The 25,566-nt window shown below is 49.9% G+C and carries 25 protein-coding genes and 2 pseudogenes; 20 read left to right on the top strand and 7 right to left on the bottom strand.

The window, feature by feature from the left end; translation table 11 throughout:
* The first annotated feature begins 10 nt into the window (after nucleotides 1–10).
* The 5 genes from MRBLPE1_RS31165 to MRBLPE1_RS31145 all read left to right on the top strand — a co-directional run bounded on the left by MRBLPE1_RS31165 (nucleotide 11) and on the right by MRBLPE1_RS31145 (nucleotide 4,416).
* Nucleotides 11–1,192, top strand: a complete 1,182-nt coding sequence (locus tag MRBLPE1_RS31165) for a Ger(x)C family spore germination protein (protein ID WP_364154261.1) — start codon at nucleotides 11–13, stop codon at nucleotides 1,190–1,192.
* Between the two features lie 26 nt (nucleotides 1,193–1,218).
* Complete coding sequence (locus MRBLPE1_RS31160) at nucleotides 1,219–1,428, top strand: hypothetical protein (protein WP_364153868.1); 210 nt, start codon at nucleotides 1,219–1,221, stop codon at nucleotides 1,426–1,428.
* A gap of 32 nt (nucleotides 1,429–1,460) precedes the next feature.
* Nucleotides 1,461–2,582: a GerAB/ArcD/ProY family transporter gene (locus MRBLPE1_RS31155; RefSeq protein ID WP_364153865.1), complete on the top strand. Its 1,122-nt coding sequence runs from the start codon at nucleotides 1,461–1,463 to the stop codon at nucleotides 2,580–2,582.
* Between the two features lie 178 nt (nucleotides 2,583–2,760).
* Nucleotides 2,761–3,006: a YolD-like family protein gene (locus MRBLPE1_RS31150; protein ID WP_364153863.1), complete on the top strand. Its 246-nt coding sequence runs from the start codon at nucleotides 2,761–2,763 to the stop codon at nucleotides 3,004–3,006.
* A gap of 177 nt (nucleotides 3,007–3,183) precedes the next feature.
* Entirely contained in the window at nucleotides 3,184–4,416 is a 1,233-nt protein-coding gene (locus MRBLPE1_RS31145; protein ID WP_364153861.1) for an aminopeptidase, read from the top strand.
* A 92-nt stretch (nucleotides 4,417–4,508) separates the two neighbouring features.
* Here MRBLPE1_RS31145 and MRBLPE1_RS31140 read toward each other — a convergent pair whose 3' ends face one another.
* Nucleotides 4,509–4,919 (bottom strand): ImmA/IrrE family metallo-endopeptidase, encoded by a 411-nt coding sequence (locus MRBLPE1_RS31140; RefSeq protein WP_364153858.1) that lies wholly within the window; start codon nucleotides 4,917–4,919, stop codon nucleotides 4,509–4,511.
* An 8-nt stretch (nucleotides 4,920–4,927) separates the two neighbouring features.
* Nucleotides 4,928–5,353, bottom strand: a complete 426-nt coding sequence (locus tag MRBLPE1_RS31135) for a helix-turn-helix domain-containing protein (RefSeq protein ID WP_364153855.1) — start codon at nucleotides 5,351–5,353, stop codon at nucleotides 4,928–4,930.
* Between the two features lie 342 nt (nucleotides 5,354–5,695).
* Here MRBLPE1_RS31135 and MRBLPE1_RS31130 point away from each other — a divergent pair, with 342 nt between their 5' ends.
* The 6 genes and pseudogenes from MRBLPE1_RS31130 to MRBLPE1_RS33220 all read left to right on the top strand — a co-directional run.
* On the top strand, nucleotides 5,696–6,319 hold the full coding sequence (locus tag MRBLPE1_RS31130; protein ID WP_364153852.1) for a hypothetical protein: 624 nt from the start codon (nucleotides 5,696–5,698) through the stop codon (nucleotides 6,317–6,319).
* Nucleotides 6,319–6,516: a YvrJ family protein gene (locus MRBLPE1_RS31125; protein WP_364153849.1), complete on the top strand. Its 198-nt coding sequence runs from the start codon at nucleotides 6,319–6,321 to the stop codon at nucleotides 6,514–6,516. Before MRBLPE1_RS31130 ends, MRBLPE1_RS31125 begins: the two co-directional genes overlap by 1 nt.
* Complete coding sequence (locus MRBLPE1_RS31120) at nucleotides 6,497–6,790, top strand: helix-turn-helix domain-containing protein (protein WP_364153847.1); 294 nt, start codon at nucleotides 6,497–6,499, stop codon at nucleotides 6,788–6,790. Before MRBLPE1_RS31125 ends, MRBLPE1_RS31120 begins: the two co-directional genes overlap by 20 nt.
* Before the next feature lie 148 nt (nucleotides 6,791–6,938).
* Nucleotides 6,939–7,094, top strand: coding sequence for a sporulation protein YjcZ (locus MRBLPE1_RS31115; protein WP_364153844.1), 156 nt, complete (start codon nucleotides 6,939–6,941; stop codon nucleotides 7,092–7,094).
* A 345-nt stretch (nucleotides 7,095–7,439) separates the two neighbouring features.
* A complete protein-coding gene (locus tag MRBLPE1_RS31110) occupies nucleotides 7,440–9,938 on the top strand; it encodes an S-layer homology domain-containing protein (RefSeq protein WP_364153840.1) in 2,499 nt (832 codons plus the stop codon).
* Between the two features lie 393 nt (nucleotides 9,939–10,331).
* Nucleotides 10,332–10,424: pseudogene (locus tag MRBLPE1_RS33220) on the top strand (YjcZ family sporulation protein); the annotation flags it as partial.
* Between the two features lie 112 nt (nucleotides 10,425–10,536).
* On the opposite strand, the gene MRBLPE1_RS31100 reads toward MRBLPE1_RS33220, so the two are convergent.
* Genes MRBLPE1_RS31100 through MRBLPE1_RS31085 form a run of 4 tightly spaced genes read right to left on the bottom strand, consistent with a single transcriptional unit; the run spans nucleotide 10,537 to nucleotide 14,451 of the window.
* On the bottom strand, nucleotides 10,537–11,001 hold the full coding sequence (locus tag MRBLPE1_RS31100; RefSeq protein ID WP_364153834.1) for a RidA family protein: 465 nt from the start codon (nucleotides 10,999–11,001) through the stop codon (nucleotides 10,537–10,539).
* 33 nt (nucleotides 11,002–11,034) lie between these two features.
* Entirely contained in the window at nucleotides 11,035–12,639 is a 1,605-nt protein-coding gene (locus MRBLPE1_RS31095; RefSeq protein ID WP_364153831.1) for an N-acyl-D-amino-acid deacylase family protein, read from the bottom strand.
* Between the two features lie 22 nt (nucleotides 12,640–12,661).
* A complete protein-coding gene (locus MRBLPE1_RS31090; protein ID WP_364153829.1) occupies nucleotides 12,662–13,795 on the bottom strand; it encodes an alanine racemase in 1,134 nt (377 codons plus the stop codon).
* Nucleotides 13,792–14,451 carry a helix-turn-helix transcriptional regulator gene (locus tag MRBLPE1_RS31085; protein ID WP_364153826.1) on the bottom strand — a complete coding sequence of 220 codons (660 nt, stop codon included), beginning with the start codon at nucleotides 14,449–14,451 and terminating at the stop codon, nucleotides 13,792–13,794. The genes MRBLPE1_RS31090 and MRBLPE1_RS31085 overlap by 4 nt, the downstream gene beginning before the upstream one ends.
* A 230-nt stretch (nucleotides 14,452–14,681) precedes the next feature.
* On the opposite strand from MRBLPE1_RS31085, the pseudogene MRBLPE1_RS31080 reads away from it, so the two are divergent.
* The 8 genes and pseudogenes from MRBLPE1_RS31080 to MRBLPE1_RS31045 form a co-directional block, all read left to right on the top strand.
* Nucleotides 14,682–14,789, top strand: a pseudogene (locus MRBLPE1_RS31080) (carbohydrate ABC transporter permease); the annotation flags it as partial.
* Nucleotides 14,790–15,325: 536 nt separating this feature from the next.
* The gene (locus MRBLPE1_RS31075; RefSeq protein ID WP_364153824.1) at nucleotides 15,326–16,402 is read left to right on the top strand and encodes a CobW family GTP-binding protein; all 1,077 of its coding nucleotides are present in this window, start codon (nucleotides 15,326–15,328) and stop codon (nucleotides 16,400–16,402) included.
* Nucleotides 16,403–16,539: 137 nt separating this feature from the next.
* Complete coding sequence (locus tag MRBLPE1_RS31070; RefSeq protein ID WP_364153821.1) at nucleotides 16,540–17,076, top strand: hypothetical protein; 537 nt, start codon at nucleotides 16,540–16,542, stop codon at nucleotides 17,074–17,076.
* Between the two features lie 285 nt (nucleotides 17,077–17,361).
* Nucleotides 17,362–19,851, top strand: coding sequence for a bifunctional diguanylate cyclase/phosphodiesterase (locus tag MRBLPE1_RS31065; RefSeq protein WP_364153818.1), 2,490 nt, complete (start codon nucleotides 17,362–17,364; stop codon nucleotides 19,849–19,851).
* 160 nt (nucleotides 19,852–20,011) lie between these two features.
* Nucleotides 20,012–20,548, top strand: a complete 537-nt coding sequence (locus MRBLPE1_RS31060; protein ID WP_364153815.1) for a sigma-70 family RNA polymerase sigma factor — start codon at nucleotides 20,012–20,014, stop codon at nucleotides 20,546–20,548.
* 29 nt (nucleotides 20,549–20,577) lie between these two features.
* Complete coding sequence (locus MRBLPE1_RS31055) at nucleotides 20,578–21,768, top strand: hypothetical protein (protein WP_364153812.1); 1,191 nt, start codon at nucleotides 20,578–20,580, stop codon at nucleotides 21,766–21,768.
* Nucleotides 21,765–22,718 carry an ABC transporter ATP-binding protein gene (locus MRBLPE1_RS31050; protein WP_364153810.1) on the top strand — a complete coding sequence of 318 codons (954 nt, stop codon included), beginning with the start codon at nucleotides 21,765–21,767 and terminating at the stop codon, nucleotides 22,716–22,718. The genes MRBLPE1_RS31055 and MRBLPE1_RS31050 overlap by 4 nt, the downstream gene beginning before the upstream one ends.
* On the top strand, nucleotides 22,715–23,584 hold the full coding sequence (locus tag MRBLPE1_RS31045) for an ABC transporter permease subunit (protein ID WP_364153807.1): 870 nt from the start codon (nucleotides 22,715–22,717) through the stop codon (nucleotides 23,582–23,584). Before MRBLPE1_RS31050 ends, MRBLPE1_RS31045 begins: the two co-directional genes overlap by 4 nt.
* Before the next feature lie 42 nt (nucleotides 23,585–23,626).
* Here MRBLPE1_RS31045 and MRBLPE1_RS31040 read toward each other — a convergent pair whose 3' ends face one another.
* Nucleotides 23,627–24,334, bottom strand: coding sequence for a hypothetical protein (locus tag MRBLPE1_RS31040; RefSeq protein ID WP_364153804.1), 708 nt, complete (start codon nucleotides 24,332–24,334; stop codon nucleotides 23,627–23,629).
* Nucleotides 24,335–24,491: 157 nt separating this feature from the next.
* Between MRBLPE1_RS31040 and MRBLPE1_RS31035 the strand changes: the two genes are divergently transcribed.
* A complete protein-coding gene (locus MRBLPE1_RS31035) occupies nucleotides 24,492–25,526 on the top strand; it encodes a LacI family DNA-binding transcriptional regulator (RefSeq protein ID WP_364153802.1) in 1,035 nt (344 codons plus the stop codon).
* The last annotated feature ends 40 nt before the right edge of the window (nucleotides 25,527–25,566 follow it).

Raw genomic sequence — 25,566 nt, 5'->3', positions numbered from 1 at the left:
CTTAAGCGTGATGCTGCGTAAAACCGTGCTGCTCGTCTTATGTATGTGTCTGCTTACAGGCTGCTGGAGCAGGCGCGAGCTTAATGAGCTGCTAATCGTGTTAGGCATTGCCGTTGATTGGGAGGACGGCGAATATCTGGTCTCCTTTCAGGTCGTAAATCCCAGCGAAATTTCTGCACAGAAACAAAGCGGAGACCGTCCTCCCAGCACGCTCTACCAAGGGAGAGGCAAAACGATGTTTGAAGCCGCGCGTTCCTTGACTGCCGAGGCGCCGCGTAAAGTATATGCCGGTCATTTGCAAATCTATGTGATCGGAGAAAAGCTCGCAAGGCGCGGAATCGGCGACTTTCTTGATAATACGCTGCGGGATAACGAGGCGCGAATGGATTTTAATGTCGTTGTAGCAAAGGGGGCGAAGGCCGAGGATATTTTGAAAATTTATACGCCCCTCGAGAAGCTGCCGACCCAAAACATGCTGAGATCGCTGGAAACCTCGGAAAAATCATGGGCGCCGACGGTTTCGGTTACAATGGATCAAATTTTAAGCACCCTCTCCGGAGACGGCAAGGAGCTGGCGCTCACGGGCATTCAAATCATCGGCAGCCAGAAAAAGGCCGAATCCAAGGAGAACGTCGAAACCTTTTTGCCTCCTGGCCGTTTTCGCTATACGGGAATCGCGGCATTCAAAAAAGATAAGCTCATCGGCTGGTTGAATGAAAAGGAGAGCAAGGGTTATACGGATATCACGAATAACCTGGACAGCACTTCGGTGGAGCTTAAATGCAGCGAAAATAAATATTTGGGGATTGAGATTACCTCATCGGAATCCCGAATCAAGATGAAGATGAACAATGGTCTGCCTGAAGCGCATATTTATTTTCAGACGGAAGCGAACCTTGTCGACCGGGGATGCAGAGAGGTGAACCTTAAGGACCCTGCTGTCATTGGGCAGCTTGAGCAGCAGGTCGAAGGTGTGATGCAAAGCAATGCGGATGCTTCCGTAAAGCATGCCAAGAAGCTGAAGTCCGATATATTCGGGTTTGGCAGCACGCTTGGGAAGCAGCAACCGGAAATGTGGAAGAAAATGCAGAAGGGCTGGAATGAAGAAGGCTTCCCAGCGCTAAAGCTTCACTATCATATTGAGGTACATCTTCGCAAAACGGGCACGACAGGCAATACAACGATCAAATAAGGGGCATTCGACGGGAGGCTGCAGCAATGTCATCTTTTATTGGCGTAATGGCCATTGCTGTTTGCGCGGCATGGTGGGAGCTGCCGAAGCTGATTGAAAAGAAGAGAAAGAAAGAAATATTCGTATTTATGGCTTTGCTGCTGCTGGGGGCCGGATTGTACGGGGCGATGACGCTGAATGTCAAACTCCCGAATCCGTTTCTTCTGCTTAAAGCGGTCTTTGGCAGCTTTGCGTAAGCAAGGCGATGAACGATGAAGGAGGGGCAGCCGTGGGTAAAGGAGTCGCAAGCGATAACGGTCAACTATCTTCCAGGCAATTTATGATCTTGGTCATTCTATGCACGATAGGTGATTCCATACTGATTCTTCCGACGCTTATCGCGGCAGCCTCCAAGCAGAACGCATGGCTTACGATGCTGTTCAGTCTTGTTTTGGGACTTGGCGTAGGCGTCATGTACGGGCTCCTTGCGAAAAGAATGAAGGGGCTTAGTTTGATTGCCTTCGTGCAGGACGCTCTAGGAAAAGCGGCCGGCAGCGTGGTGTGCCTCCTCTTTATCATCTATTTCATATACCTGCATATCACCTTAACGAGTGAAATGAGCCAGTTTATGACGACGCAATTAATGCCGGAGACACCGAATAACGCCATTTTTATTTTGTTTATCGTAGTCGTTATCATTGCCTATCGGCTTGGAGTAGAAGCTTTTGCCCGGATGAGCGAGCTGTTGTTTCCGATCTTTATGCTGCTATTTGTTTTTATGGTCGTGTTCCTGCTGCCGCAGGCCGAAATCGCCAATCTGCAGCCGATACTGGCAGACGGGCTCAAGCCGGTTATGAACGGTTTGCTTGCCTCACTGACGATACCGTTCTCGGAGCTGATCGTCATTTTGATGCTGGTGCCCCATTACAAGGGAATCACGAATACCATGAAGCCGCTGCTCGCGGGGATAGGAATCGGAGGGTTGATTTTATTCGTTACGGTTTTATTATGCGTGCTGGTGCTTGGTCCGAGTTTAATGGAAAGCAAATATTATCCGACCTTTGTTCTCGCCCAGAAAATAACCGTAGGAAGCTTTTTGGAGCGGATGGAGGCCATCCTGACTTTTATGTGGGTGATCACGGTTTACTATAAAACGCTGCTCATCTTTTACGCCGTTACCAAAAGCATAGAACAGTTGTTGGGACTAAAAGAAAGCAATATGCTTACTGTACCGCTAGCCATGCTCTTACTGGTAGGCTCCGTCATCAGCACGCCTAATATCGTGGTCTATAATGAGATCATTAAATCCGTTTGGTCACTGTTTGACGCAGCCATTTGCCTTTTGCTGCCCGCGCTGCTGTTGGTCTGGTCCTATTTCAGGAGAAATAGCGAGAAAAAGGCGAAGGCATAACCGATCGGATGCATGCGGAAATCGGTTTACTCTTATTCCCGCTAACAGAGTCAAATGCCTGCATGCTATAATAGAGCAATACGCGTAACTTTTATGGATAGAATCAGGGTCTCCTCGGAGCGGAGGGGCCCTTTTTTATTGGAAATACAGGTTGCCATACATAGCAGGAGGGAAATAGATGGCAAAAAAAGGACCGAAGCGGCCCACCAGAGATGAGTTTGAGCTGGAGGAGCTGGGTGAGAGATTGGTAGAGGCCAAGCAGGAAGGTACGGAGCTGCTGCTCACGGTTTGGGCAGAGGAAGAACGGGTAAGAGGCGTAATTACCGCACTCGATTCCAGAACGAAGAAGGTACACGTGGAATATATGGGCAGCGTAACGAAGGTTCCTTTTTTGGATATTATGAAGATAGAGAGCCCTTATTAATACAATTGGTTTTAAAGCAAAACAAACCTCCCTCGTTCAGGGCTGAACGGCAGGGAGGTTTGTTTTTTTTGCCCGGCCATCCAGCTTCGTTTGAGCAATGCGGAGGAGAGGTCTATAATGGAATAAGGCTAACGCAAAAGACGCTTATTCATTCATGATGGAGGAGGTTTTACATACATGTACCCAACACAGCAGCATTTGGAGAAATACGCGGCGCTTGCCGTTAAGGTCGGCGTCAATGTACAGCAAGGGCAGACGGTGGTCGTCATGGCTCCGATTACCGCAGCTCCTCTAGTACGGCTTATTGCGTCAAAGGCTTATGAAGCCGGCGCCAAAAACGTGCATGTGGAGTATAACGACGAAGAGCTGTCCCTCATTAAATACAAGCAAGCGCCGGATGAGGCTTTCTCCGAATATCCGATGTTCCGCGCAAAGGCTTGGGAGGATTTCGTGGAGCAGGGCGCTGCTTTTATTACGATCTATTCGCCAAACCCCGACTTGCTTAACGATGTCGATCCGAACCGGGTGGCTGCAGCTTCTAAGGCAGCATCTACCGCGCTTAGCGGATATAGAAGCTCCCTGATGAACCATACGAATGCCTGGTCGCTTCTTTCGTATGCGACACCGGGGTGGGCAGCTAAGGTTTTCCCTGATTCCTCGCCGGAGGATGCGGTTCAGAAGCTTTGGGAGCGGATTATCGATGCTACCCGCATTGGGCTGGAGGATCCGATTGTGGCTTGGAAGGAACATAACGCAAAGCTGCTCCAAATGGTTGAGGTGCTTAATAACAAACGCTATAAACAGCTTCAGTATGAGGCGCCGGGCACAAGCCTGACCGTTGAACTGCCGGAAGGCCATATTTGGCTGGGCGGCTCCAAGGCGAATGCCAAAGGCATTTTCTTCAATCCGAATATGCCGACGGAAGAAGTATTCACCATGCCGAACAAGGATGGCGTAAACGGAACGGTTCGCAGCACCAAGCCGCTTAATTATAACGGGCAGGTCATCAACGGCTTCTCCTTGACCTTCAAGGATGGCAAAGTCATCGAGCATTCGGCTGAGCAGGGCTACGAGGCTTTGACACATTTATTGAACACGGATGACGGGGCGAGACATTTGGGTGAAATCGCGCTAGTGCCTCATGACTCGCCGATCTCGAACGCCAATGTCACGTTCTTTAATACGCTCTACGATGAGAATGCCTCCTGCCATTTGGCGCTGGGCCAAGCTTATCCGGTCAACCTGAAAGGCGGCACCAAGATGTCGCCCGAGGAGCTTCTCGCTCATGGAGCGAATAGAAGCCTCACCCATGAGGACTTCATGATCGGCTCGCCGGACATGAATATCGACGGCGTAACGCAGGATGGAAAGCGCGAACCGATCTTCCGCAACGGTAATTGGGCGATTTAGCAGTAAGGTTAATTTATCTAAAAAAGGCTCTGGTTCCGCAGTTTAAGCTGCCGAATCAGAGCCTTTGTCGTCCGTATGCGACGGTTGCCGCTTCAATAATAAAACTTTTGCATTTCCGCAGGCACGCCGTTGCGCATCAGCAGCTCCGCCAGGGTCTCGCTGGCTGCGGGCGTATCGCCCGATACCAGCAGCCGTACGGCGAATTTATTCGCTTGACGCTCGTATTTTCCCGCATTGAAAAAGGATTGCTCATCCAGCCAAAAACGGTTAAAGCCCGGATGCAGCCGGTCATGCCCAAGCTCATGGGCGCATACGAACCTGCACCAATCCTCGGGAAGCTTATCGTGAATGACGATAAAGCGGCGCCGTAGCTTTTTGAAATAGAGGCCTCTCGTTCCTTCGCCAAGATCAGCATACCGGATATGAATGCCAATGCCCTCGGCGATGGTGAAGGGGTCATTGGTCTTGAATTTCCGGATGAGCTTCAAAATCAATTTATCCATAGCAACACCTACCCTTTGGCATCATCAGGAACATGCCCTGCCGCCTCGGTCTTTTTTTTGTGTTTGTTCATTTGTTTCGCTTCCCAGAACAGCCCGGTCAGCACATCCATAACGCGTTGACGGTCATCCTTGCTCATCGGAACGCCGTCGAACATAATTTCCCCGTCTTCTTCCAGCAGCTTCTTAAAATCTCGCTTATCCTTATACGTCGCCCATTCGGGAATTGTTGCTGCCGCTGCATCGCGTCCCAGTAAATAGTCGGTCGTCGTATGTAGAATATCGGCCAGTTTTTGCAAATCCTCGCTCGTTGGGGTTACGCGGTCATTCTCGATATGCCCCAAGTTGGATCGGCCCATTTCAAGATGGGAGGCGACCTCCTGCTGCGTTAATCCGTGTTCGACTCGCAATTGTTTGACTCTCGTTCCTAATGACATTATAAATACCCTCCGATTTCTTTAAATGGTATTTTAGATACTTGACGGTAATTAAAATACCCAATAAAATGAGTTTCATCAGATAGACTGTTATCATCATGCATAAAGGAATATAAATGATATTTTTAATACTCAATACCTAGTCTAATGTTTGGAAATGATAGTGTCAATACCATTTGTGAGCCGGAAGTTTTCGAGTTAAGAGTATTTAAATTACCAAGTTAATATTTTTTTGATAAAAATAAGAACACATGTTCTTATTTTGGTTGTTTTTTAAGCTCATTATATCACTTTTAATACAAACACAAACACAAACACAAACAGAAAGGATGCTGCAATCGAATGGAAAACAAGGAGATCTATTTGTCGGACAATGAGCTTGAAGCCTTTAAGAAGTATAAAGAAAGCCATGACAAGCTTTTTAAGGACCGTGTCATTCAGCAATTCTTTGAAAATAAGAAGCATGTTAAGCTGCTGGTTGGTTGCAGAAATGGTGATGCTGCCTGCATGCAGCAGTTGGAAGAGACCTTTCGGAAGTATTTTTTTGAATACCGTTTTATCAAATATTTGGCGGGAACGATTCGCTTTTATACGATTGAATTGCTGCGGAATCAGCAAAAGTATAAGCAGCGAAACCCACTTATTTATGACTCGCCGGCTTCCGACCAAGGCGAAGCAACCTTGGGGGAGCTTATGCAGTCCAGCCGAACCGATCAGCCCTCCAGCCTCTCCTACACCTCAAATCCATGCCTTATGGCAGCATCGTTTACGAATGACGACTTAACGGCTGTCTTCGAAGCCCTCTCTGGAAAACAGCGCCTAGTCGCAACTTTAGCTTACGGCCTGCGCTATCAGGATAATGAAATCGCGAAGATACTTAAAGTAAGCCCTCAAGCGATAAGCAAATCGAGAAACAAAGCATTAGAAACCATACGCGGCTCACTTGCCGGAAAGGGGGTGAAATAATGCTGGAGACTTTAGCGATTACGCCTCTGCTTGCAGCGATTGGTCAGGTTGGTTTTCCGATTGTTCTGGCCGGTTATTTGCTTATCCGGTTCGAGAGAAAAATTGATGCTTTGGCTGCCTCCGTTACGGAATTGAATCATGCGGCTAGAAATAAGCCAAACGAAAGCGAGGACAGCGATGGACAAAAAACTGTTTGATCAAGTCAGGGCGGCGCAGCAGGGGGATAAAGAGTCTTTAGGGCAAATCATCGAGGCATTCGCTCCAGCGATCCGGCAAGCAAAGCATCAAACGAATCGAAACGAACAGGAGGATGTGCAGCAAGCGATCATTGAAATGCTGATTCATAAAATTCTCTCCTACGATCTATCTCAGACATTGGATTATTCCGCTTTTTGCAAGCTGAATCAATGCGAGTCCAATGCCAGGTTAAACACGGTAGAGAGAGCAACATACAGCGAGGAGGGATATTGATATCCGAGCTGCTTTATTACGGAGGGAAAACGCGCAGTGCCATGAGGATTCCCGGCTTTAGGCATATGCTCATTTCCTCCAAAAGCCCATACGCTTTTCGCCCTGAATCATAGGATACTGTGTAAGTTAACAAAAAGGAGATGACCACATGAGTTATGGAGTAGCGGGAGCAAATGTTGGACCTGGACACTGCGCGCCTTATCCGGTTGCAGGCGTAAGCACGGGCTGCGGCGGTTTTTCTAACATTGGTTTTATTCTTGTCCTCTTTATCCTACTTGTCATAATTTCTCGTTCTTGGTTGTAATTTTTCAAAATAACACCGCGTAACGAGCTTATGGCGCTTCGAACAACGGCAGCCGTTTACGCTTGGCCAGTGTTTGTTCTTGAGTTTCACTAAGCGTATTTTTCCACTACCTGCAAGCATAAATAACAGCCCCAAGCGCCTGAGCGTTTGGGGCTGTTATAGCTGTGCGATAGGGACGAGCAATGCTGGATGCTAAGGCTGTGAGGTTCGGCGATGACCTCACATCGTATATATATTTATTCATGCGACATCAATCGATAAATTATTTATCAACCAATCATTATAATAGCTAGGTGCGAATGATTTGGTTGTACGGTAAATAATCTATGGGGCGAGGTTGAATCAATGAAGAAGATTCATATTGCAAGGGTAAAATGGACGATGCTCTTATTAATGGTCCTCCTGGTTATCCAGTCACCAATGAATGCCTATGCTGCTGGCAGCGCAACAGGGCCGCTTATTACGAACGTAATTCCTGCAAAACAAGCAACGGTCTATACATCTATGCCAAGGATTACAGCTACATTGCAGAATACTGGTTCTGGAATTAATGATTCAACCATTCAAGTGAAGGTGAATGGAATCGCGGTACCCTTCCAGTACGACATCAGTACCGGAATTGTGGCGGCGGCGACCTCTGGTTTGCCTAACGGTACATATCAGCTAACGATCGATGTTTCAGATTCATCTGGAAACCCGGCAGAGCAATGGAAATCCATGTTTAATGTATCTGTTGATACTGGAGCAGGCAAGATCGAATATCTAGCGTTAGGCGACTCCTTAGCAGCAGGTATGACACCGTACAAATCAGTAGGACTCAGCTATACGGATATGCTGGCCGAGAATATTCGCAGCTTTGGATATTTGGGTGAATTCAACAAAAATCATACCTATCCGGGATATACGACCCAGGATGTGCTGAATGATATTCAAAATAATGTAACGGCTCCGAACGGGAAGACAATCCAGCAGAATATCGCGAGCGCGGACGTCATTACGTTGGACATTGGGGCAAATGATTTTATAAAGCAGCTTAGTCCTGCCTATTCGTTAGACCCAAGTATTGTGCCAGCCTTAATCCAACAAATCGGTACGAATACCGGACTTATAATATCAGCGATCAAGCAGCTAAACCCAACAGTAAACATATACGTTATGGGCTTATATGACGCGTTCCACAATTTTCCTTTATCCGCTATTCAGAAGCAGCAGTTTGCAGTTGTATTGGATTACTTAAACCAAGCACTGGCAGGCGCTGCTGTGCAAACAGGGGCTATATACGTGCCTACTGGTGTCGCCGTTGCTGCGGATTATGGGAATAACCTGCCTAATCCTTTGGATATCCACCCAAGCGAGCAAGGCTATAAGGCCATAGCAGATGCTTTTTGGAATGTGATGAAGACCTCTTATGCATGGCCCCTAGACAGCACGCTGACGGCTGGAAATATTGCCTCTTCAAGTCTCACATTGAATTGGACATCCGCTAATGGCGGCACTTTTGATTATAAAATTTATAATGGGACAGTAGAAGTAGCTACAGTATCGGGAAGCGTATATAATCATCAAGTAAATGGGTTATCATCGGATTCATCATATACCTTTAAAGTAGAAGCTAAGCTCCCGAATGGGATATGGACCACCAATGGGCCGGCAGTAACAGCCAAAACAAATGCAACGAGCGCCTCCGCAGGTCAAACAATCCCGCAAATCAACCAACTAACCGCAAAAGAGATAAGTGATCGGATTACATCCGCCGGCACGTCTCCAACGATAACGATCGATGTAACAGGCGATGATGACATTCTCTTGCCTGGCACTGTGGGCCAACTCCTGCAGCAAGCGAATAAAGCGTTGGTTATAAAATCCAATGGACAATCCGCAGCTATTCCATTCTCTGTCCTGAACGATCTTAGCAAATTAGGCAGCGGTGATGTATGGAAGGATGCGAAGCTTGAAATATCGTTAAAGGCTATACAAGATTCAACGGCGGGTGACTTGGTGAGTGCTGCTAATCTCGCAAGTGGAGCATCGATCAAGCACAAGGGACAGCTGTATGAGTTTGATTTAACGCTAGTGTCCTCAACTGGAAAGACGATTCGTTTGGATCGCTTTAATGCGCCGGTCACTTTACGCTTTTCACTTGTTTCCGACAATACGGATACAAGTCTGCTGGGTATTTATTATCTTAACGAGAGCCTGAAGCAATGGGAGTACGTCGGGGGAGAAATAGGGACTGATAATGGATCAATCGAGTCATCCTTACCGCACAATTCCAAATATGCTGTCCTTGAATACACAAAAACGTATAAGGATGTACCCGCGGCCCACTGGGCTTTTCATACCATTCAAAGACTAAGTGCCATACATGTGATCGATGGTGTCAGCAGCCAGCAATTTAATCCTGCCCAACCGACGACTCGAGCACAATTTGTTACCATGCTGGTTCGTGCTCTTGGTATTCAGTCTACTGAAGCACATACGGCTTTTACTGATGTATCCGAAGGAGCTTGGTATTCTGAAGCGATCGCTGGAGCTGTTCAAGCCGGAATGATAAAAGGACTCGATGAAAGCCATTTTGCGCCTAATGCTACGATTACTCGTGAACAAATGGCCATACTGCTGGTTAGGGCTTATGAGTACAAAACAGGCAAGCAGCTTGAAACGAGTGACATGCTGCTCCAGTTTAAGGATGCAGATCAAGTATCCTCATGGGCAAAAACGGAAGTGAACAAAGCACTCAGGACCGGACTTATGCAAGGGCCGGATAAAAATACATTTGTTCCAAAAGGCTTAACGATTCGCGCCGAAGCTGCACAAGCGATTTATAACTTGCTTGAAAAGTAAATAACGATCAACAAAAAAGGGGCTGCCTAAGGCAGCTCCTTTTTGTTGATCGTTACTTTCTACCGCAAGCAGCGGTATATTCAAAGAAATAGGGAGACAACAGCGATTACCTGCAAGGCCGTTGCGGAGGCGCACGCCTCTCGCTTTGAGTGCCTTGAGGAGATATTCTCCAGTCAAGCAAGCATCGCTGCCAAGTAAGAAAAGGTGCGGGCTGTTCCGAAAAATGAGCAGGAGCACATTTTGCTCAAACGCCTATACGTTTTTCTCTTTGAATCATAGGATACTGTACCTTAATAAAAAGGAGATGAACAAATGAGCTATGGAGTAGCAGGCGCAAATGTAGGACCAGGACATTGCGGACCCGTTTATCCGGTTGCAGGTGTTAGCCACTGCGGTACTGGGGTTGGCGGAGCGTTTTCAAGCCTTGGCGTTATCTTAGTCCTCTTCATTCTGCTTGTCATTATTTCCCGTTCTTTGTGCCACTGAGCGGCAGAGCTTACTTGTAAATCGGCAGCATAGCGTTTCCACTAATTGAAATAGCATAAATACCCCCAAGTGCCTGAGCCTTGGGGGGTTTTGCATGCGGCAGCAGAAGCAGCTATTCGCGAACCTCTGCGATCAGCTCGATTTCAATCGGCGTATGGAAGGGCAGGTCACTTGTGCCAATTGCGGAGCGGGCGTGCCGGCCGTTTTCGCCGAACACCTCGATGAGCAAATCGGAGGCTCCATTCAGTACATATGGCTGATCGCCGAAGCCGGGAGCGCTGTTAATGAAGCCGAGAATTTTTACGATTTTTACGACGCGGTCGAGGTCGCCCAAATGGGCCTTCATGGCGGCAAGCAGGTTAATGACGACCTGACGGGCCGCTTCTTGCCCTTGCTCGATGGTTAGATCGGAGCCGATTTTCCCCTCGTACATCAGCACGCCGTCGATGCGGCAGTCGAAGCCGGAAGTATAGATCAAATTGCCGGTTTGGTTGACCGGGATATAGGAAAACTTAGGTTTCGTGGTTTCAGGCAAAACGATACCTAGCTCGGCAATACGTTTTTCGATGATCGACATCATAAAACAGCTCCTTTGAAATGGGGTGGTTATTTAGTGTGTGCAGCAATGCTGGGCGCGAATAAGCTGCCCTTCGCGTTTATGCGTGTGCACGCCATGAGAAAGCGTGAGCTGGCCGGATACGATGACATGCGAAATGCTGGCCGGGTATTGGCGCGGCTCCTCGAAGGTAGCGGTATCCTGGATGGCATCCGGGTCGAATACCGTAATATCGGCAGCGTAACCGGGCACGAGCAGTCCTCTTTTGCCAAGCTTAAAGCGCTGCGCGGGGAAAGAAGTGAGCTTGCGTACCGCTTGTTCAAGCGACAGAACCTTGTCCTCGCGGACATACTTGGCAAAGACGCGCGGGAAGGTTCCGTACGTACGCGGATGCGGTTTGCCGATTTCGCAGTTCAGGCTGTCGGAGGCGATCAGCGATTTCTCGTAGCCGATGACCTGCTTCACATCATCATCCGACATATGGAAATAGACGATGGCGATCTGCCCTTTCTCCTCCAGCAGCAGATCCATCATGCAATCGACGGGATGCTGCCCGCGCAGCTCGGCAACCTCGGCAATGGATTTTCCTTCCAGCGTTTTGTTCGCATCCGTCTGCATGGACGAAAGGATAATGCTGGTCCAGCCGGTCGAGCACACGAGATTATCCCATGTGTCTTGCTCGCGGCCAAGCTCTTCTTTGATTCGCATACGGAGCGCTTTATCGCGGAACGCTTCAAGCGTTGCTTCGATGCCGCCTTCAAGCACCCATGGAGGCAGTACGGTTGTTAAGGTCGTCGAGCCTGCGGCATAGGGATACACATCTACGGTAACGTCCATGCCGCGTGCCCGGGCGGCTTCCACGAGCTCCAGCGCGTCAAGCGCCTTGCCCCAGTTCGCGCGGCCCGCTGCCTTCAAATGGCTGATATGCAGCGAGATGCCGGCCCGTTCCGCGATCCAAATGACCTCGGCGACGGATGGCAGCAGGTTGTTGCCTTCCCCGCGGATATGGGTGGACAGCAAGCCGTTATATTTCGGCAGCACGCTGCAAAGCTCGGCTAGCTCATCACGCGAGGTATAGCTGCCTGGCGCATACAACAGCCCGATCGATAAGCCGATGGCGCCGGCCCGGAGGCCCTCTTCAAGCAAGGTCTTCATGCGTTCAAGCTCGTTCTTCGAGGCAGGGCGGTTCTCAAAGCCCATCACCGCGATACGAAGCGCGCCGTGCGCAACGTAGGTGGCGATGTGCTCCGAAGGATTCGAGCGGCCGACAAAGTCCATATATTGGCTGACCGTTTCCCACGGCCACTCCCAGCTTGTGCTGCCGAGCACCGGCTGTACGTACGTTTGCAGCAGCTGGGCTTTTTCCCGAACGAATGGAGCAGGGGCGAGCCCGCAGTTGCCGACTACCTCGGTCGTCACGCCTTGCTGCAGCTTAATTTCGCTGTGCGGATGATCGATAATCATCAAGTCGGAGTGGCAGTGCCCGTCGATAAAGCCGGGAGAAATGACCTTGCGGGCTGCGTCGATGATTTGTCCTGCCTCTTGGTCAACGCGGCCAATCGCAACGATGAGGCCGTCCTTCACCCCAACATCGCCGTTATACCAAGGGTTGCCGCTGCCATCGACGATTTTGCCGTTTTTCAAAATAAGATCGAGCATGCCGTACGATGCCTCCTTCTCGTTATTCGAGCATACCGCGAGCGGCTACGGAAGTTTTGCGCAGCTGCCCGGCTGAATCCTTAAGGTAGACGAAGCTGTGCAAATTAACCGTGCTGCAGATATGGTTAGGGATAATACGAAGGACGTCTCCTACCTGATAGAGGGAATCCGGAGACACGCGAATCATGCCATGCTCCTCATTCATTCGCTCCAGCACGGCATCGGGATCTCCGATGACATGGCCGAAGCCCTTGAGGAACAAGGGGGCGTGGCCCGGCTGCACATCTGTCGCGAAGGTTTTGCTGCCGCCGTCGATTACGATGAAATCAGCCGAGGGACGGCTGACAATGGCAGCAAAGACGGAGCCGGCGCATTGCTCAAGCGAGCACATGCCATACGCAGCCTGCATTCGGTCCTGGTAGATATAGGTGCCGGGACGAACCTCCGTTACGCCGTCAATCTCTGCCGCGAAGACCGCCGTTGGCGAGGAGCCGACGCTAACATCTTGGATCGCGATGCCGGCAGCTCTAAGCTCAGCCGCTGCTTCGGCCATCAAACGGCCTTCTTCATGACCGGCTGCTTTGACGTCAAGCGTGGGTGCTCCGCCTGCCATAGCGCCGCGATACGTGAAAATTCCGCTAAGCTTCATCCCGGGAAGCCCGTTGATTTGCTGGGCCATTTGCACAGCTTTGTCCAGGGCTGCGCCTGTGCGCCGCAGTCCGGTGTCGAGCTCAAGCCGCACCTCCAGCTCGGCGCCTTCGCGCAGCGCCGCTTCGGAAATTCGCTTCGCTCCTTCGAGACTGTCAACCCCTATGATTAGCCGGATACCGGACCGGCTCAAGCGGGCGGCACGTTCAAGCTTGGATCTGGCAACCAGCGGATAGGCGACGAAAATATCGCGAATGCCGCCACTCGCCATAACTTCTGCCTCGGAGATTTTCGCTACCGTTATGCCGGCAGCGCCCGCGGCTAGCTGCCGGGCGGCCATCTCCGGCAGCTTGTGCGTTTTGGCATGGGGACGCAGCTTCACGCCAAGGCGCGCAGCCGATTCCGCCATGGCTGCAATATTGCCGTCAACGGCATCGCTGTCGATGACGACGCAAGGGGTTTCCAGCTCCTGTCGTTCATACAACGGCGCATGCATCTTTTCGCTCATACTCCCGTGCCTCCTTCGCTATCCTCGCCTTTGGACTCCTCCAGGTAACTGTATAAGGTGAACTTCGAAATACTCAAATAGCTGCATACCTTCTCGCCCGATTTCTTTATCAGAAAGGCGCCCTTTTGGTCAAGCCATTGGATGATTTTAATTTTATCTTCTTTGGTCATCGCCGCAGGCGGCTTGCCGACCGTCTCCTGCGCTTCCTGTATCAGCGTATCGAGCAGATCGTTCACATTGCTGACGAATGATTCCCGGACCGGCGTGAGTCCGCTTGCCGTAAGCGATTGGAGCGTTTTCTCCGCGACCATCAGATCGGAAATATCGAAGTTGATGCACATCGCTCCGATGATCTTCCCCGCATCGTTTTTGATATACATGGAGGTCGAACGGAGGATGCGCCCATCCTTCGTCTGCGTGACATAGTTATGGCGGTTATCGCCCTCCGAGGTTCCGCGCATAATTTCCAAGCCGAGATTCGTGCCGGGATCACCGATTTTCCGCCCAGTCACATGGCCGTTCTCGATCGCTACAATCGTGCTGTCAACCGGCTTTGACCAATCATGGACGACAACCTCGCAATGATCGCCGAACTGTGCGGTTATGCCTTTGGCCATCTCTGTCAAAAATAGCAGCTCTTGCGATATGGATTCCACCTGCACTCACTCTCCCGTTTGCTTTACAGCTTTGTTGCCCACATAGTACTATGACTGGCCGGAAAAATCAAACAAAAAATCTGCTAACCTAAAAAAAAGTATGATGGGATGTGTTTAAACTTCTTTTTGGCATACTAATGAACAAGTTTGATATTTTAAAAACTTATATGCAGCTTTAATTCTGCCTTATACAGCGTTCGAGCTGCCTATTGCGATATTTGAAAGTGTGGCTTACGATGGCAGCGATGGCGCTTGCCGTTGTTCCGGCCATCATCGCTTATCTGGCTTTTCAGGAGCAGTCGATGAAAGGGATGACCGCAGGAGCGGTTAAGGGTTAAAGAATCGCGTCCGTCACAGGCGAAAGATTGCTGCTGCCTTCTCGCGCGAGATTCTCTGTCTTTGGCAGAGGCATACTTGATTTTAATACGGGCTACAGTGTACATTCTGCAACAGAATGACCCGATATAGCTGGCGCGCGAGCCTACGCTGTAGTTTATACAGCGTTTTCGCAGCTAAGATCAGCAATATCGTGGCTGACGAGGATTCTATTGTATTTTATACACTGTAAACCAGCGGTTCAGCTGCCATGAAAGGTTTCTATTGCACAAAGTGCAGTGGAAGCCTTTTTTCAATTTAGAAGAATTTATAAGTTTCCACTTATAAATGTGCTTATCTATCTCCGCGAAACGAGCTTTTGCCGCCAAAGGACAGCTGGAGCCGTTTATGATTGTGCAAGGGCGAAGTAAGGGAATGCTTTTATATAGAAGATTCGCGGAAAACTAGCTTCATATAAAAGATGAAAGAGCGTAACTGTTACGATATAATAGAGGCGATCACCAATCGCTTAAAATACGGACATACGGGAGAACAAGAGATGAATAATCAAGAACAACATATACCGGTTCATTTGCTGTCAGGCTTTCTGGGGAGCGGGAAAACAACGCTGCTCAGAAGGTTGCTGGATTATTATACGGCGCAGGGCAAGAAGCCGGCGGTCATTATGAATGAGCTTGGCGATATTAATTTGGACGGTCAGCTTGTAGGCGACGAGGTGCCGATGGCCGAAATGCTGAGCGGCTGCATTTGCTGTACGATGCGTGGCGATCTGGGCATGGAAATCAGCATGCTCATCAACGAGCATCAGCCTGATGTCATCTTCATTGAATCAACGGGCGCGGCAAATCCGATGGAAACGCTAGATGGGGTTACCGAGGCGGCCATGTACAAACCAATAGACCTGCGCAGCGTGATTACGGTTGTTGACGGGCCGGAGCTTCTTGCCCGCAGCCGCGACGGCAAAGGCCGTACGTTCAAGCTGATGCTGGAGCAGATCCGATGCGCTACGGTTTTGCTGCTGAACAAAGCGGACAAGCTGGAGCCCGATGAACTCGTGGAGGCGCAGCAGCAGCTTAGGGAGCTTAATGCCCATGCCCAAATCATCGCGACCGTACGCTGCGCGATAGACGAATGGAGCTGGCTGGATGATGAACATGCGCCAAGCGCTCCCTTTCGGCAAAATCCGGCTGCTGCAGGCGGGCATGAACAGGAGGGCGCTGCAGCGGGACATGCCGGAGAAAGCGGGCCTTGCGCCGTGCCTGGCTGCACGAGTGAGAACCATACCCATGGGCATAAGGAAGCGGGTCATCATCATTCGCATGACCATGTGATGGTCATGACGCATTATTGGCGGAGTCCTGTAAACAGCGAAGCATTCGAAGCGCTGCTGCAGAGGCTTCCGTCTAACATTTACCGGGCGAAGGGAATCGTTACGTTTACGGATGCGCCAAGCCGCTTTCTGTTCCAATACGCTTATAAAGAGTCGGATTTTATGCGAATCGATCCCCAGGGCCATGTCAATGACGTGGCGGTATTTATCGGTGAGCATTTTTCAAAGGAATGGCTGCTGAGAGAGCTGGAGCAGCTGGAGAATACGGAAAATAGGGCGCAGTAAGACTAGCTTCGACCAATGTAGGAAAATGTCGAAAAATGCCGTTGACATGTCTATTCGCGTGAATGCTTGGGCAAAATAATCCAGATGAGGCTTGTTTAGCCTCGCATCACGTTTGCAATGGAAAGGTGTGGCAGTAAATGATTAGAAAATGGTTTATCCCTGTTGTATCGCTGGCCGTATTGTTTGCGGTTGCTCCCGTTTGGGCAGCGAAATCAGCAGCGGTTTTGCCGGATGTCTCTTTAACGGCACAGGCGCAGCATCCTAATGAGTCCGATCCGGGCAATGAGCATAAGCATCATAAGGGCAAAATGACCCGCAAGGACTTTGAGGCTTATCGGCTGGAGAAGCTGAAGGAGATCGCGACGTACTTCGGCATTCAAGCCGAAGGAAAAACTGCGGAGCAGCTGAAGAAGGAAGTTGAGGCTGCAAAGGTGGCTAATAAGGAAAAGTGGGAAGCTTTTAAAGCGGAGCATCAAGCGAAGCGTCTTGAGCATTTGCGCAATATTGCCAAAGAGCATGGCATTTCTACCGAAGGCAAAACGTCGGAGCAGCTGCGCGAGGAGCTTTTCCAGCTGCACGGGGGAAAAGGCAAACGGCCTCATCGCTTGGAGGACCATGACCGTGCCAATGAAGACGATAATACGAAGCAAAAGGCCAAGCAAAGCGAAGTTTAGGCTTGGCCATCCGAATCCGCCTGAGTCATGGACTGGGCGGATTTTTTTTGCGCGAATAAACGATTGGAATAACTTACTAGGACATCGAAAAACAAATGGGTCCAAGCGACTCTTGTAATATTAAAAAATGATGAATTAAGTAGTTTTTTGTCGAAATATATAGTATTAATATCCTATTTTTTCATTGTGCTAGGGATGAACTGTCAAGTATACTAGAACCACATCATTAATTGACAGTTTACGCTGATTTTTGCTTTCTCCGACAACAAGGGGCTGATAGATGACATGGGAAAGTTTAGGCTAAGCATCGCACAAAAATTAATATTTTCACTTGGCCTGCTTGTTCTTCTCTCGTTTGGTCTATTAGTTTTTGCCCACCTCATTAAGCTTTATCACTCCAACCTGCGCGAAAGCGAGCTTGAAGCGCAAACAGAATTAAACGCTTACATTTATCCCTTCTCCAGAACAATGGAACAAGCCGTGACGATGCTCCAAACGCTGGAAGCACAGATGTATCTAATGGACGGCCATGATCAGCAGAACCGGGAATATACCGTTGAATTGCTGAAGTGTGTATTAGAAGATAGTCCGGATATATTAGGCGTGTATACATTATGGGAACCAAACGCCTTTGACGGCAAAGATGCGTTTTACAGAAACAAAAACAGCTATGATGATGCGAGCGGCCGCTTCATCCCCTATGTGGTTCGCAAGGGCGAGGCGTTTGAAGTGCTGGCCGTCAATAACTACGAGGATAAGGTGCTGGGGAGTTTCTACCAGCTTCCGAAGCTAACCAAATCCTTTACGCTTTTGGAGCCCTATTCCTATGTGATTAACGGCAAGCCTGTATTAATGACATCGCTTGTTCTGCCTATTTTGGATGCCCAAGGTGAATTTTTAGGCATTGTCGGAGCGGATCTTTCGCTGGAATCGGTGCAGAAAAAAATAGAAGCTTTCCGTCCGTTGGGCGGGTACGCCAATATTATTACGACGGAAAATCATTATTTGGCTAACGGCAAAAATCCCGAACTGGTGAATACGCGATATCAGCTATGGTCGAACGCCGATGACTTGGAAGCCATGAAGGGAACTAAGCCGCGCAAAGCCTACACGCCAGATCCGAGCGGCAATGGCACCGTATTGCGTATGTTCTATCCCATTCTTATACATAATGTGCTTTGGCATATCGAGACCGTCATCCCCAAGAAAAACATGCTGACGGATTATTATAAAAGCTTGCGGGAGTCCGTCCTCATCACAAGCATAGCCTTGCTGTTTATGACCATGGTGATGGCGCTGCTCGTTCGCAAAATTATTTTGGTTAATATCCAGAAGGTGGTGCTGGCAACCTCCGCGGTTGCTGCCGGAGGGGAAGAGCAGCAGCTGGACATCCGTACGAATGATGAATTCGAGTTTATGGCTGTTCAATTTAATCATATGATTGCCCAGCGCAAGGAAGCCGAACATCTGATTGAATACCAATCGACGCATGACTTAATGACCGGCCTGCCTAATCGCTATGCCTATCACCGATATATGGAGGGGACAGCAGCCGAGAGCCATATGCCTCAAGGGCCGTTCGCTTTGCTTTTCATTGACCTCGACCGTTTCAAAATGATAAACGATACGCTTGACCATGCGATGGGCGATCAATTGCTGCAGCAGGTGGCAGAACGGATCGTTCGCGCAGTCGGCAGCGGCGGGCGTGTGTTCCGTTTCGGAGGCGACGAGTATATCGCGCTGCTGGAGAATGCGGAGCACCTTCATCAGGCTGCGCATGCCGCGGAAACGGTTCTGTCGGTTGTTTCTGAACCTATTGAGCTGAGGGACCGCATGTTTTATATCACGGCAAGCATAGGGGTCAGCATCTGCCAAGATTGGACGCCTGCGGCTGCAGACCAGCTCGTGAAGGAAGCCGATATTGCCATGTACGTAGCAAAGAAGGAACGCAATACATACAAGCTGTATGCTCCATCGATGAATGACGTCACGAAGAAGGAACTGATTTTGGAGAGCAGCATGTTCAAAGCGCTGGAGCTTGGCGAGTTTATGCTCTATTATCAGCCGAAGGTTGAAATCGCAACCGGAAGAATTTACGGCGCGGAGGCTTTGATACGGTGGAACCACCCGGAGCTGGGCATGGTGTCGCCGCTTGATTTTATCCCCATAGCAGAGAAAACGGGTTTTATTATCCCGCTTGGCGAGTGGGTGCTGCATACGGCCTGCAAGCAAATTAGCGAATGGGAGCGAATGGGCTTACGGAACCTCTCAGTGAGCGTGAACATGTCGATGATCCAATTCCAGCAAAAGCAAATCGTCCATACGATCGAGCGGATCATTTCAGGCGCAGGCATAAGGCCGGAGCAGATCGAGCTTGAAATCACCGAGACGGTTTTTATGGATAATCCGGCGCACACGCTCAAAATATTAGACGAGCTCAAGCAGCTCGGCGTCTTGCTGTCGCTTGATGATTTTGGCACCGGCTATTCCTCGCTCAGCTATTTGCAGAACATTCCGCTGCATACGCTGAAGATCGATAAATCGTTTATCAGCGGGATCGTAACCGATTATAAGAAACAAATGATTTACAAGTCCGTTATCGTCATCGCGCATAATTTGAATTTGAACGTGGTGAGCGAAGGCGTAGAGACCCAAGAGGAGCTTAATGTCATTTGCAGCCATAATTGCGATGCCGTTCAAGGCTACATCTATAGTCCGCCCGTTACGGCAAGCAAGTTCGTGCAGCTATTTTTGGAACATAATAAAGAAATCTAATGAACGATCCGTCTCCTCTTCGATGTGGGGGCGGTTTTTTTTATCGTGTCCAACGTTCCGGCGGTTGGTAAAATATTATTTAGCCGTGATGTGTTACAAAAAGACGGAAAGCTTCGTCTTCCTTATAGCTTGAGCAAAAAAAAGCAAGGAGGTAATCAGAATGGAACATTCGGCGCCGGATTTGTTTCGTCAGCAATTTAATGAGCATTATCCTTCGGTAAGACGAAAGCTCGTCGCGCTTATTCGCGATGAGGCTGCTGCCGAGGATCTTGCCCAGGAAGCATTTCTAAGGCTTTACCGAAATCCGCCGGATCAGCCTGAAGCAATCGGGGGCTGGCTTCACCGCGTATTAACGAGGCTGGCCTATGATTATATGGATAAGAAAGCACGGGAGCGCGCATTAACCGAGAAGCAGGAGCAAAGCATGCTTTCACAGCCGCAGGCGGCGGAGTCAGGCGAGCAGCTGCTGCTCGATAAGGACGAGCAGGAGCTCGTTCAAGGCTGGCTGGATGCCTTGCCGAAGCGGGATAAGCAGATGCTGCTGCTAAGATATGAAGGATACAGCTACGCAGAGATCGCGGAACAGCTTAAGATCCGGCAGCCACAGGTCGGGATGATGCTGCGAAGAGCCGGGGATCGTCTGAAACGTCATGCGCAGAAGGCAGAAAGCGTGTTTTTGCACGAGAAGAAGGTCTAAAGCAACAAACCTTTGAGGAGGAGTTATGGATGACAACCAATGACGGTTTGAATAAAAGAGAACAAGAGCAAATGTCGGCTGCATGGGCCCGCCTTGAGAAGCAGCTGCAGCAATCAGAGCAATCGCCGCTTTGGCAGCAATGGGAAACGCATGCTCAGAGCAGCGGGGCTGCGGATCCGAAGGAGAAGGACGGATTGGCTCCGACGGAAGGAGTGCAAGCGCCGATCACCGCCGTCGCCGTAAGCCCGGTCATTTCGCGGGAGCAGGTAAATGCCGTGCCGCTGGGAAGAGCCCGCGCATCTGTAAATGAGGCGGGGAGCATCCCGGGCAAGGGCGGCGCAGCCCGTCGCTGGCTTCGGAGAAATCTTGGCAAAACGGCTGCCGCATGCGCTGCTGCCTTGATCACGGTTGTGATTGCCACGCCTTCGACGAATGCAGCTCTGGCCGCATGGCTGAACACCTTCCGCATGGATCATGTGATGGTAGTAAACGAGAACGATTTGGAATCGCTTTTGAACGGCTTTTTGGACGAGGGAGAGTCGCTCGAGACGAATAACCGGTTCGGCAGCTTCGAGCGCTCGTCGGTTGGAGGCTGGGCGGAACTGTCACCCGAGCAAGCAGCTGAAAGACTGGGCTTTTCGATACCGGCTGTAACCGTTGCGGAGAAGCAGACGACGGACATTTCTTCGAGCATGTCTCAAACGCTTACTTTGCGCTTAAACGTCGACGAAATAAATAGCGCCATGCGAAGGCTTGGGGCAGATAAGCTGCTGCCTGAATCGGTTGACGGCAAAGCGATAACCTTTCATACCGGGGAAGGCGTAAGTGTGGGATATCGGCCGAATGAAGGAAGCGGCTCCGAGCAATCCGTGCAGGTTACCTATGTCAAGGAACCAAGCATAAACGTTGATTCATCGGTTGATATAAAGGATGCCTATGAGGCGGTTATCCGCTTCCCTGCGCTTCCCGAGCATTTGCGGAAATCGCTTCAGCAGGCCATCAGCCTGGACAAAGGCGAAATTCCGCTGCCGATCATTACAAATGAAACGCCGGAGAAGGTCTTAATTGAAGGGGTCGACGTCTATTTGGAGCAGAGGGCCGGCCAAAACTCCATCAACGCTATTTGGCTTCAGGACGGCATTGTCGCAAATGCGTACTTCAATGGCTACGGTGACAAGCAGCAGATACAAGGGATTCTTGCGGAGTTGATCCAACCATGAGCGCCCTAGCTATTGAAACGAGCCTGTTAACCAAGGATTACGGAGAAGGACGCGGCTGCCATGGCGTTACGTTAACCGTTAGAGAAGGGGAAGCCTTTGGCTTCCTCGGCCCTAACGGGGCTGGAAAAAGCACCATTGTGAAAATGCTCACCGGATTGATTAGGCCCACCTCAGGCAAAGCGCAAATCTACGGTCATGCTTCGGGAACGATTGAAGCAAGGCGGAGATTAGGCTATTTGCCTGAGCTTTTTCGGTATCCGGATTGGCTGACGGGCGAGGAGGTGCTTGCTTTCCATGCGAAGCTGTGCGAGCTGGACCGAATCACGGCGAAACGGCGCATCTCCCTGCTTTTGGATGAGGTTGGGATCGGAAGCCGCGGACGCGACCGGCTTAAAGGTTATTCGAAGGGAATGCAGCAGCGGCTGGGCTTGGCATGCGCGCTGCTTGGCGACCCGGATATCGTATTTCTGGATGAGCCGGCCTCCGCGCTCGATCCGGTAGGACGGCATGAGGTGCGGGAGCTGCTCGCCAGGCTGAGAGGCCAAGGCAAAACGATCTTCCTTAATTCGCATTTGCTCGAGGATGTAGAGCAGCTATGCGATAAAGTCGCCCTGCTTAATAACGGCAGGGTGCTTGCAGAGGGCAAAGTCTCGGAGATGATTCGCGCGCAATCCAATTGGCGGCTGCGCGTCAGCGGTTATACGCCATATGCAGCCGAACGCATTCATCAAATGCTTGGGGTGAACACGGCTGTCTCCTTATCGGATTCCGGAGACGGTACCGCATGGCTGGAGCTGGAGCTGGAGAACGACGAGCAAATCGGTTTGGTGAATTACCTGCTTATTGAGATGGGTCTAACCTTGTATGAGGTCGGGAAGATGCAATCAAAGCTGGATGAGTGGTTCAGACAAGCCGTTACAGGCTTGGAACATAGGGGGGAACGCAGATGATCGCGGTTTGGGGCTTAACGTGGAAAGAGCTCATTCGCAAGCGCGTGACGCTGATGACGATCATTATGACGGTCCTTTTTTGGATTGCTTATTGGTTCGTTGCGGATGCGATAGCGGGCGGGGAAGTGCATGTTTCCGCTTCTATGGAACTGCTCGAGAATTTTGCGCGCAGCGCGATGATATTGACGCTTGGCTTTTTTTTCGGGGCATTCGCAGTGGCTTTCCTGGCGATTTTCAGCTCGGTTGCGGCTGTAACGGGAGAAGCGGAATCCGGCGTGCTGCAGTCGGTCCTCGCTCGGCCGATTCAGCGCTGGAAATGGTTTATGGGCAGATGGCTCGGTTTTGTCAGCTATGTTGCGCTGTATGCCGTTCTGTTATTCGTCTCGATTATTTCCATTAGCTGGATCGAGACGGGGATCTTATTCAGTCTGGCTGTGCAGCTGAAATCCTTAGCCTTATTTCTTGCCGTTATTCCGCTGCTTGTCTCCTTAACCATGGTTGGGTCTTGTTATATTAGCCCGCTTGGAAATGGGATATGGATGACGATGCTGTTTGGAATGGGCTGGCTTGGGAGCACGATCGGACGTTTTATGGATACGGGAAGGATTCGCATGAAAGAGCTGGAGACGCTGGAGACGATTACCGGCCTCATTAAGCTTGCTATGCCGGCGGATGCTTTGCAGCAGCGCATGCTGAGCGAATTATTTTCAATTTCGGAGCTGAGCGGCATGTATGATCTCAATAACGAGCTAAGCTTTTTTACGATAAATAACGCTGCCTCCAATTCCTTAGTCGTTTATTGCCTCGTCTATACGGTTGTAATGCTATTGGCAGGTTTGCTGCTGATGAGAAGAAAGGATTTCTAAAAAAGACTGCCCCCTGACGCAGGAGGCAGTCTTTTTTGTTATTTATGTCGTCCACTGGGAGTGGACAATCGCGCTTACATACCAAGCCCCGTCCAATTCCTCCAGCACAAGAATCAGGCTTTCCCAATCCATTCCTTCGTACTGGGCATCGAAGCCGCTGAAATGGTAATCCATCACATAGCTGTCCGGAAAAACTTCTTTGATATTGACCTTCATGTTGCCCGTGCCTTTAATTTCATCGTTGCCAACGGTTTCTGCCTCTAGAAAGTCTTTGTCGTAAACAAACTTGTCATAATACTGCTGAAAGGTAAGATCAATCGGTTCGCCGGAGCCGTCATAGGAGCCAAAATGATATACAGTCGTATCCGTTAAAGCAGGAAAACCCTCGGCTGGAAAAACTTTGGCGGAAGCCGTATCAATGTGAGCGTAGGGTGAGAATAATAAGCCTTTATCGGGATGGATGTAGGCTTTCAAGGTAGTCATATCCGATTCCTTTAAGGCTAGCATGACGTTTGCGGCAGCATCATCCGGCGTGGCGGCTTCATTTGGGCCATCATCGTCCGTGTTGTTATTTGAATCTGTAGCTTGACCGGTTGGAGAAGGCTTCGGCGTCTCCGGATTTTGATTTTGAGGCGTCTCCGTATTTACGGGAGACTCTCCGTTATGATTGTCCGCCTTGTTTGCGTTCGAACTGCACGCCGTTAAGGTTAGGAGAAGCATAAGCGTGATGGCAGCTATTGTTTTTTTCATTTTCCAATCACCCCGTAAGTCGTTTTGGTTGTAGCCTTGTTACCAATCCAGACGTGATTTCCCGATAAAAGTTGCATAGGTGCTTGTGGACTTTAACCGCGTCTGTTAAACTAAAGTTGTTATTTAGTAAATTTATTAACTAAACATGGAGTGTGGCATGGCGACGATAAAAGATATTGCGCAGGAGGCAGGTGTTTCAGCCGCTACGGTTTCAAGGGTTTTGAACAATGATGTCACCCTTGCAGTCAGCGAGGAAACGCGTTTACGTATATTTAGCATTGCCGAGCAGCTGCAATATAAGCCGTCCAAGCTGCGAAGAATGAAAAAAGACGAGCAGCTTTCCCGTCAGCAAATTGGTTTGCTGATGTGGTCAACGCTCGAGGATGAGCATGAGGATCCTTATTTTTCTTCCATACGGAAAGGGATCGAAACCCGCTGCGAGGAGCTTGGCATCAGCATTATTAAGGTGCTTCGCGGCAACAGCAAAGCGGAGATGCAGCCGGTGAACGAATTGGACGGCGTTATTGTCGTAGGCTCGATCGACGATCAGGATGTTACCCAGCTGTACAACAACGGGAACCGTTTGGTCTTCGTCAATCATTCCGGGGAATTGGATGAGTATGACACCGTAAAATTGCATTTTGAGCAGGCAACAAAGGCGGTTATCATGCATCTAATCGAGCTTGGGCATGTGAAAATTGGTTATATCGGCGGCAGCGATTATGTACATCGTCTTAGCCGTCAATATGAAGCGGCGGAAAGCGCTGAGCCGCGCCGCATTTTTTTCGAGAAAATCATGCGTGAGCTGGGTCTATATGATGAAAGTTTCGTGATGAAGTCCTATTGGTCTTCGAACAGCGGATATGAAGCCATGAATCAGCTGCTCCGGCAAAGCTCGCGGCCGACCGCCTGTTTTATTGCCAGCGATCCAATGGCAGTAGGCGCCTTGCGTGCGCTGCATGAGCACGGACTTCGCGTGCCTGAGGATATGGCAGTCGTCGGCTTTGACGACATCGAAATTTCTGCTTACCTGAATCCGCCGCTTACTACCGTTCGCGCGCACACGGAGCATATGGGCAGAGCGGCGGTACAGCTGCTGCTTGAACGGATAGAAGGACGTGAGGCGGCCGTTCATATGACCATCAACACGACGCTTATCGTAAGGGAAAGCTGCGGAAGCGCAACGAATTAAGGCAGAGACTCATTTATGCAAAACATTGGGGAGGTTATTT

The sequence above is a fragment of the Paenibacillus sp. LPE1-1-1.1 genome (assembly GCF_040676435.1).
In the GTDB taxonomy this organism is placed as follows: domain Bacteria; phylum Bacillota; class Bacilli; order Paenibacillales; family Paenibacillaceae; genus Pristimantibacillus.
Note: the sequence above shows the minus strand (reverse complement) of the source record. Positions and strands in the feature narration are given on the sequence as shown.

Bases quoted from the DNA above. Each gene is read 5' to 3' on its own strand.
- MRBLPE1_RS31100 (WP_364153834.1), bottom strand. From the start codon at position 11,001: ATGTCGATCATCGAAAAACGTATTGCCGAGCTAGGTATCGTTTTGCCT.
- MRBLPE1_RS31040 (WP_364153804.1), bottom strand. From the start codon at position 24,334: ATGAAAAAAACAATAGCTGCCATCACGCTTATGCTTCTCCTAACCTTA.
- MRBLPE1_RS31165 (WP_364154261.1), top strand. From the start codon at position 11: ATGCTGCGTAAAACCGTGCTGCTCGTCTTATGTATGTGTCTGCTTACA.
- MRBLPE1_RS31130 (WP_364153852.1), top strand. From the start codon at position 5,696: ATGGAAAACAAGGAGATCTATTTGTCGGACAATGAGCTTGAAGCCTTT.
- MRBLPE1_RS31055 (WP_364153812.1), top strand. From the start codon at position 20,578: ATGACAACCAATGACGGTTTGAATAAAAGAGAACAAGAGCAAATGTCG.
- MRBLPE1_RS31095 (WP_364153831.1), bottom strand. From the start codon at position 12,639: ATGCTCGATCTTATTTTGAAAAACGGCAAAATCGTCGATGGCAGCGGC.
- MRBLPE1_RS31125 (WP_364153849.1), top strand. From the start codon at position 6,319: ATGCTGGAGACTTTAGCGATTACGCCTCTGCTTGCAGCGATTGGTCAG.
- MRBLPE1_RS31070 (WP_364153821.1), top strand. From the start codon at position 16,540: ATGATTAGAAAATGGTTTATCCCTGTTGTATCGCTGGCCGTATTGTTT.
- MRBLPE1_RS31065 (WP_364153818.1), top strand. From the start codon at position 17,362: ATGGGAAAGTTTAGGCTAAGCATCGCACAAAAATTAATATTTTCACTT.
- MRBLPE1_RS31110 (WP_364153840.1), top strand. From the start codon at position 7,440: ATGAAGAAGATTCATATTGCAAGGGTAAAATGGACGATGCTCTTATTA.
- MRBLPE1_RS31120 (WP_364153847.1), top strand. From the start codon at position 6,497: ATGGACAAAAAACTGTTTGATCAAGTCAGGGCGGCGCAGCAGGGGGAT.
- MRBLPE1_RS31035 (WP_364153802.1), top strand. From the start codon at position 24,492: ATGGCGACGATAAAAGATATTGCGCAGGAGGCAGGTGTTTCAGCCGCT.
- MRBLPE1_RS31140 (WP_364153858.1), bottom strand. From the start codon at position 4,919: ATGGATAAATTGATTTTGAAGCTCATCCGGAAATTCAAGACCAATGAC.
- MRBLPE1_RS31045 (WP_364153807.1), top strand. From the start codon at position 22,715: ATGATCGCGGTTTGGGGCTTAACGTGGAAAGAGCTCATTCGCAAGCGC.
- MRBLPE1_RS31075 (WP_364153824.1), top strand. From the start codon at position 15,326: ATGAATAATCAAGAACAACATATACCGGTTCATTTGCTGTCAGGCTTT.
- MRBLPE1_RS31135 (WP_364153855.1), bottom strand. From the start codon at position 5,353: ATGTCATTAGGAACGAGAGTCAAACAATTGCGAGTCGAACACGGATTA.
- MRBLPE1_RS31150 (WP_364153863.1), top strand. From the start codon at position 2,761: ATGGCAAAAAAAGGACCGAAGCGGCCCACCAGAGATGAGTTTGAGCTG.
- MRBLPE1_RS31115 (WP_364153844.1), top strand. From the start codon at position 6,939: ATGAGTTATGGAGTAGCGGGAGCAAATGTTGGACCTGGACACTGCGCG.
- MRBLPE1_RS31050 (WP_364153810.1), top strand. From the start codon at position 21,765: ATGAGCGCCCTAGCTATTGAAACGAGCCTGTTAACCAAGGATTACGGA.
- MRBLPE1_RS31090 (WP_364153829.1), bottom strand. From the start codon at position 13,795: ATGAGCGAAAAGATGCATGCGCCGTTGTATGAACGACAGGAGCTGGAA.
- MRBLPE1_RS31160 (WP_364153868.1), top strand. From the start codon at position 1,219: ATGTCATCTTTTATTGGCGTAATGGCCATTGCTGTTTGCGCGGCATGG.
- MRBLPE1_RS31060 (WP_364153815.1), top strand. From the start codon at position 20,012: ATGGAACATTCGGCGCCGGATTTGTTTCGTCAGCAATTTAATGAGCAT.
- MRBLPE1_RS31145 (WP_364153861.1), top strand. From the start codon at position 3,184: ATGTACCCAACACAGCAGCATTTGGAGAAATACGCGGCGCTTGCCGTT.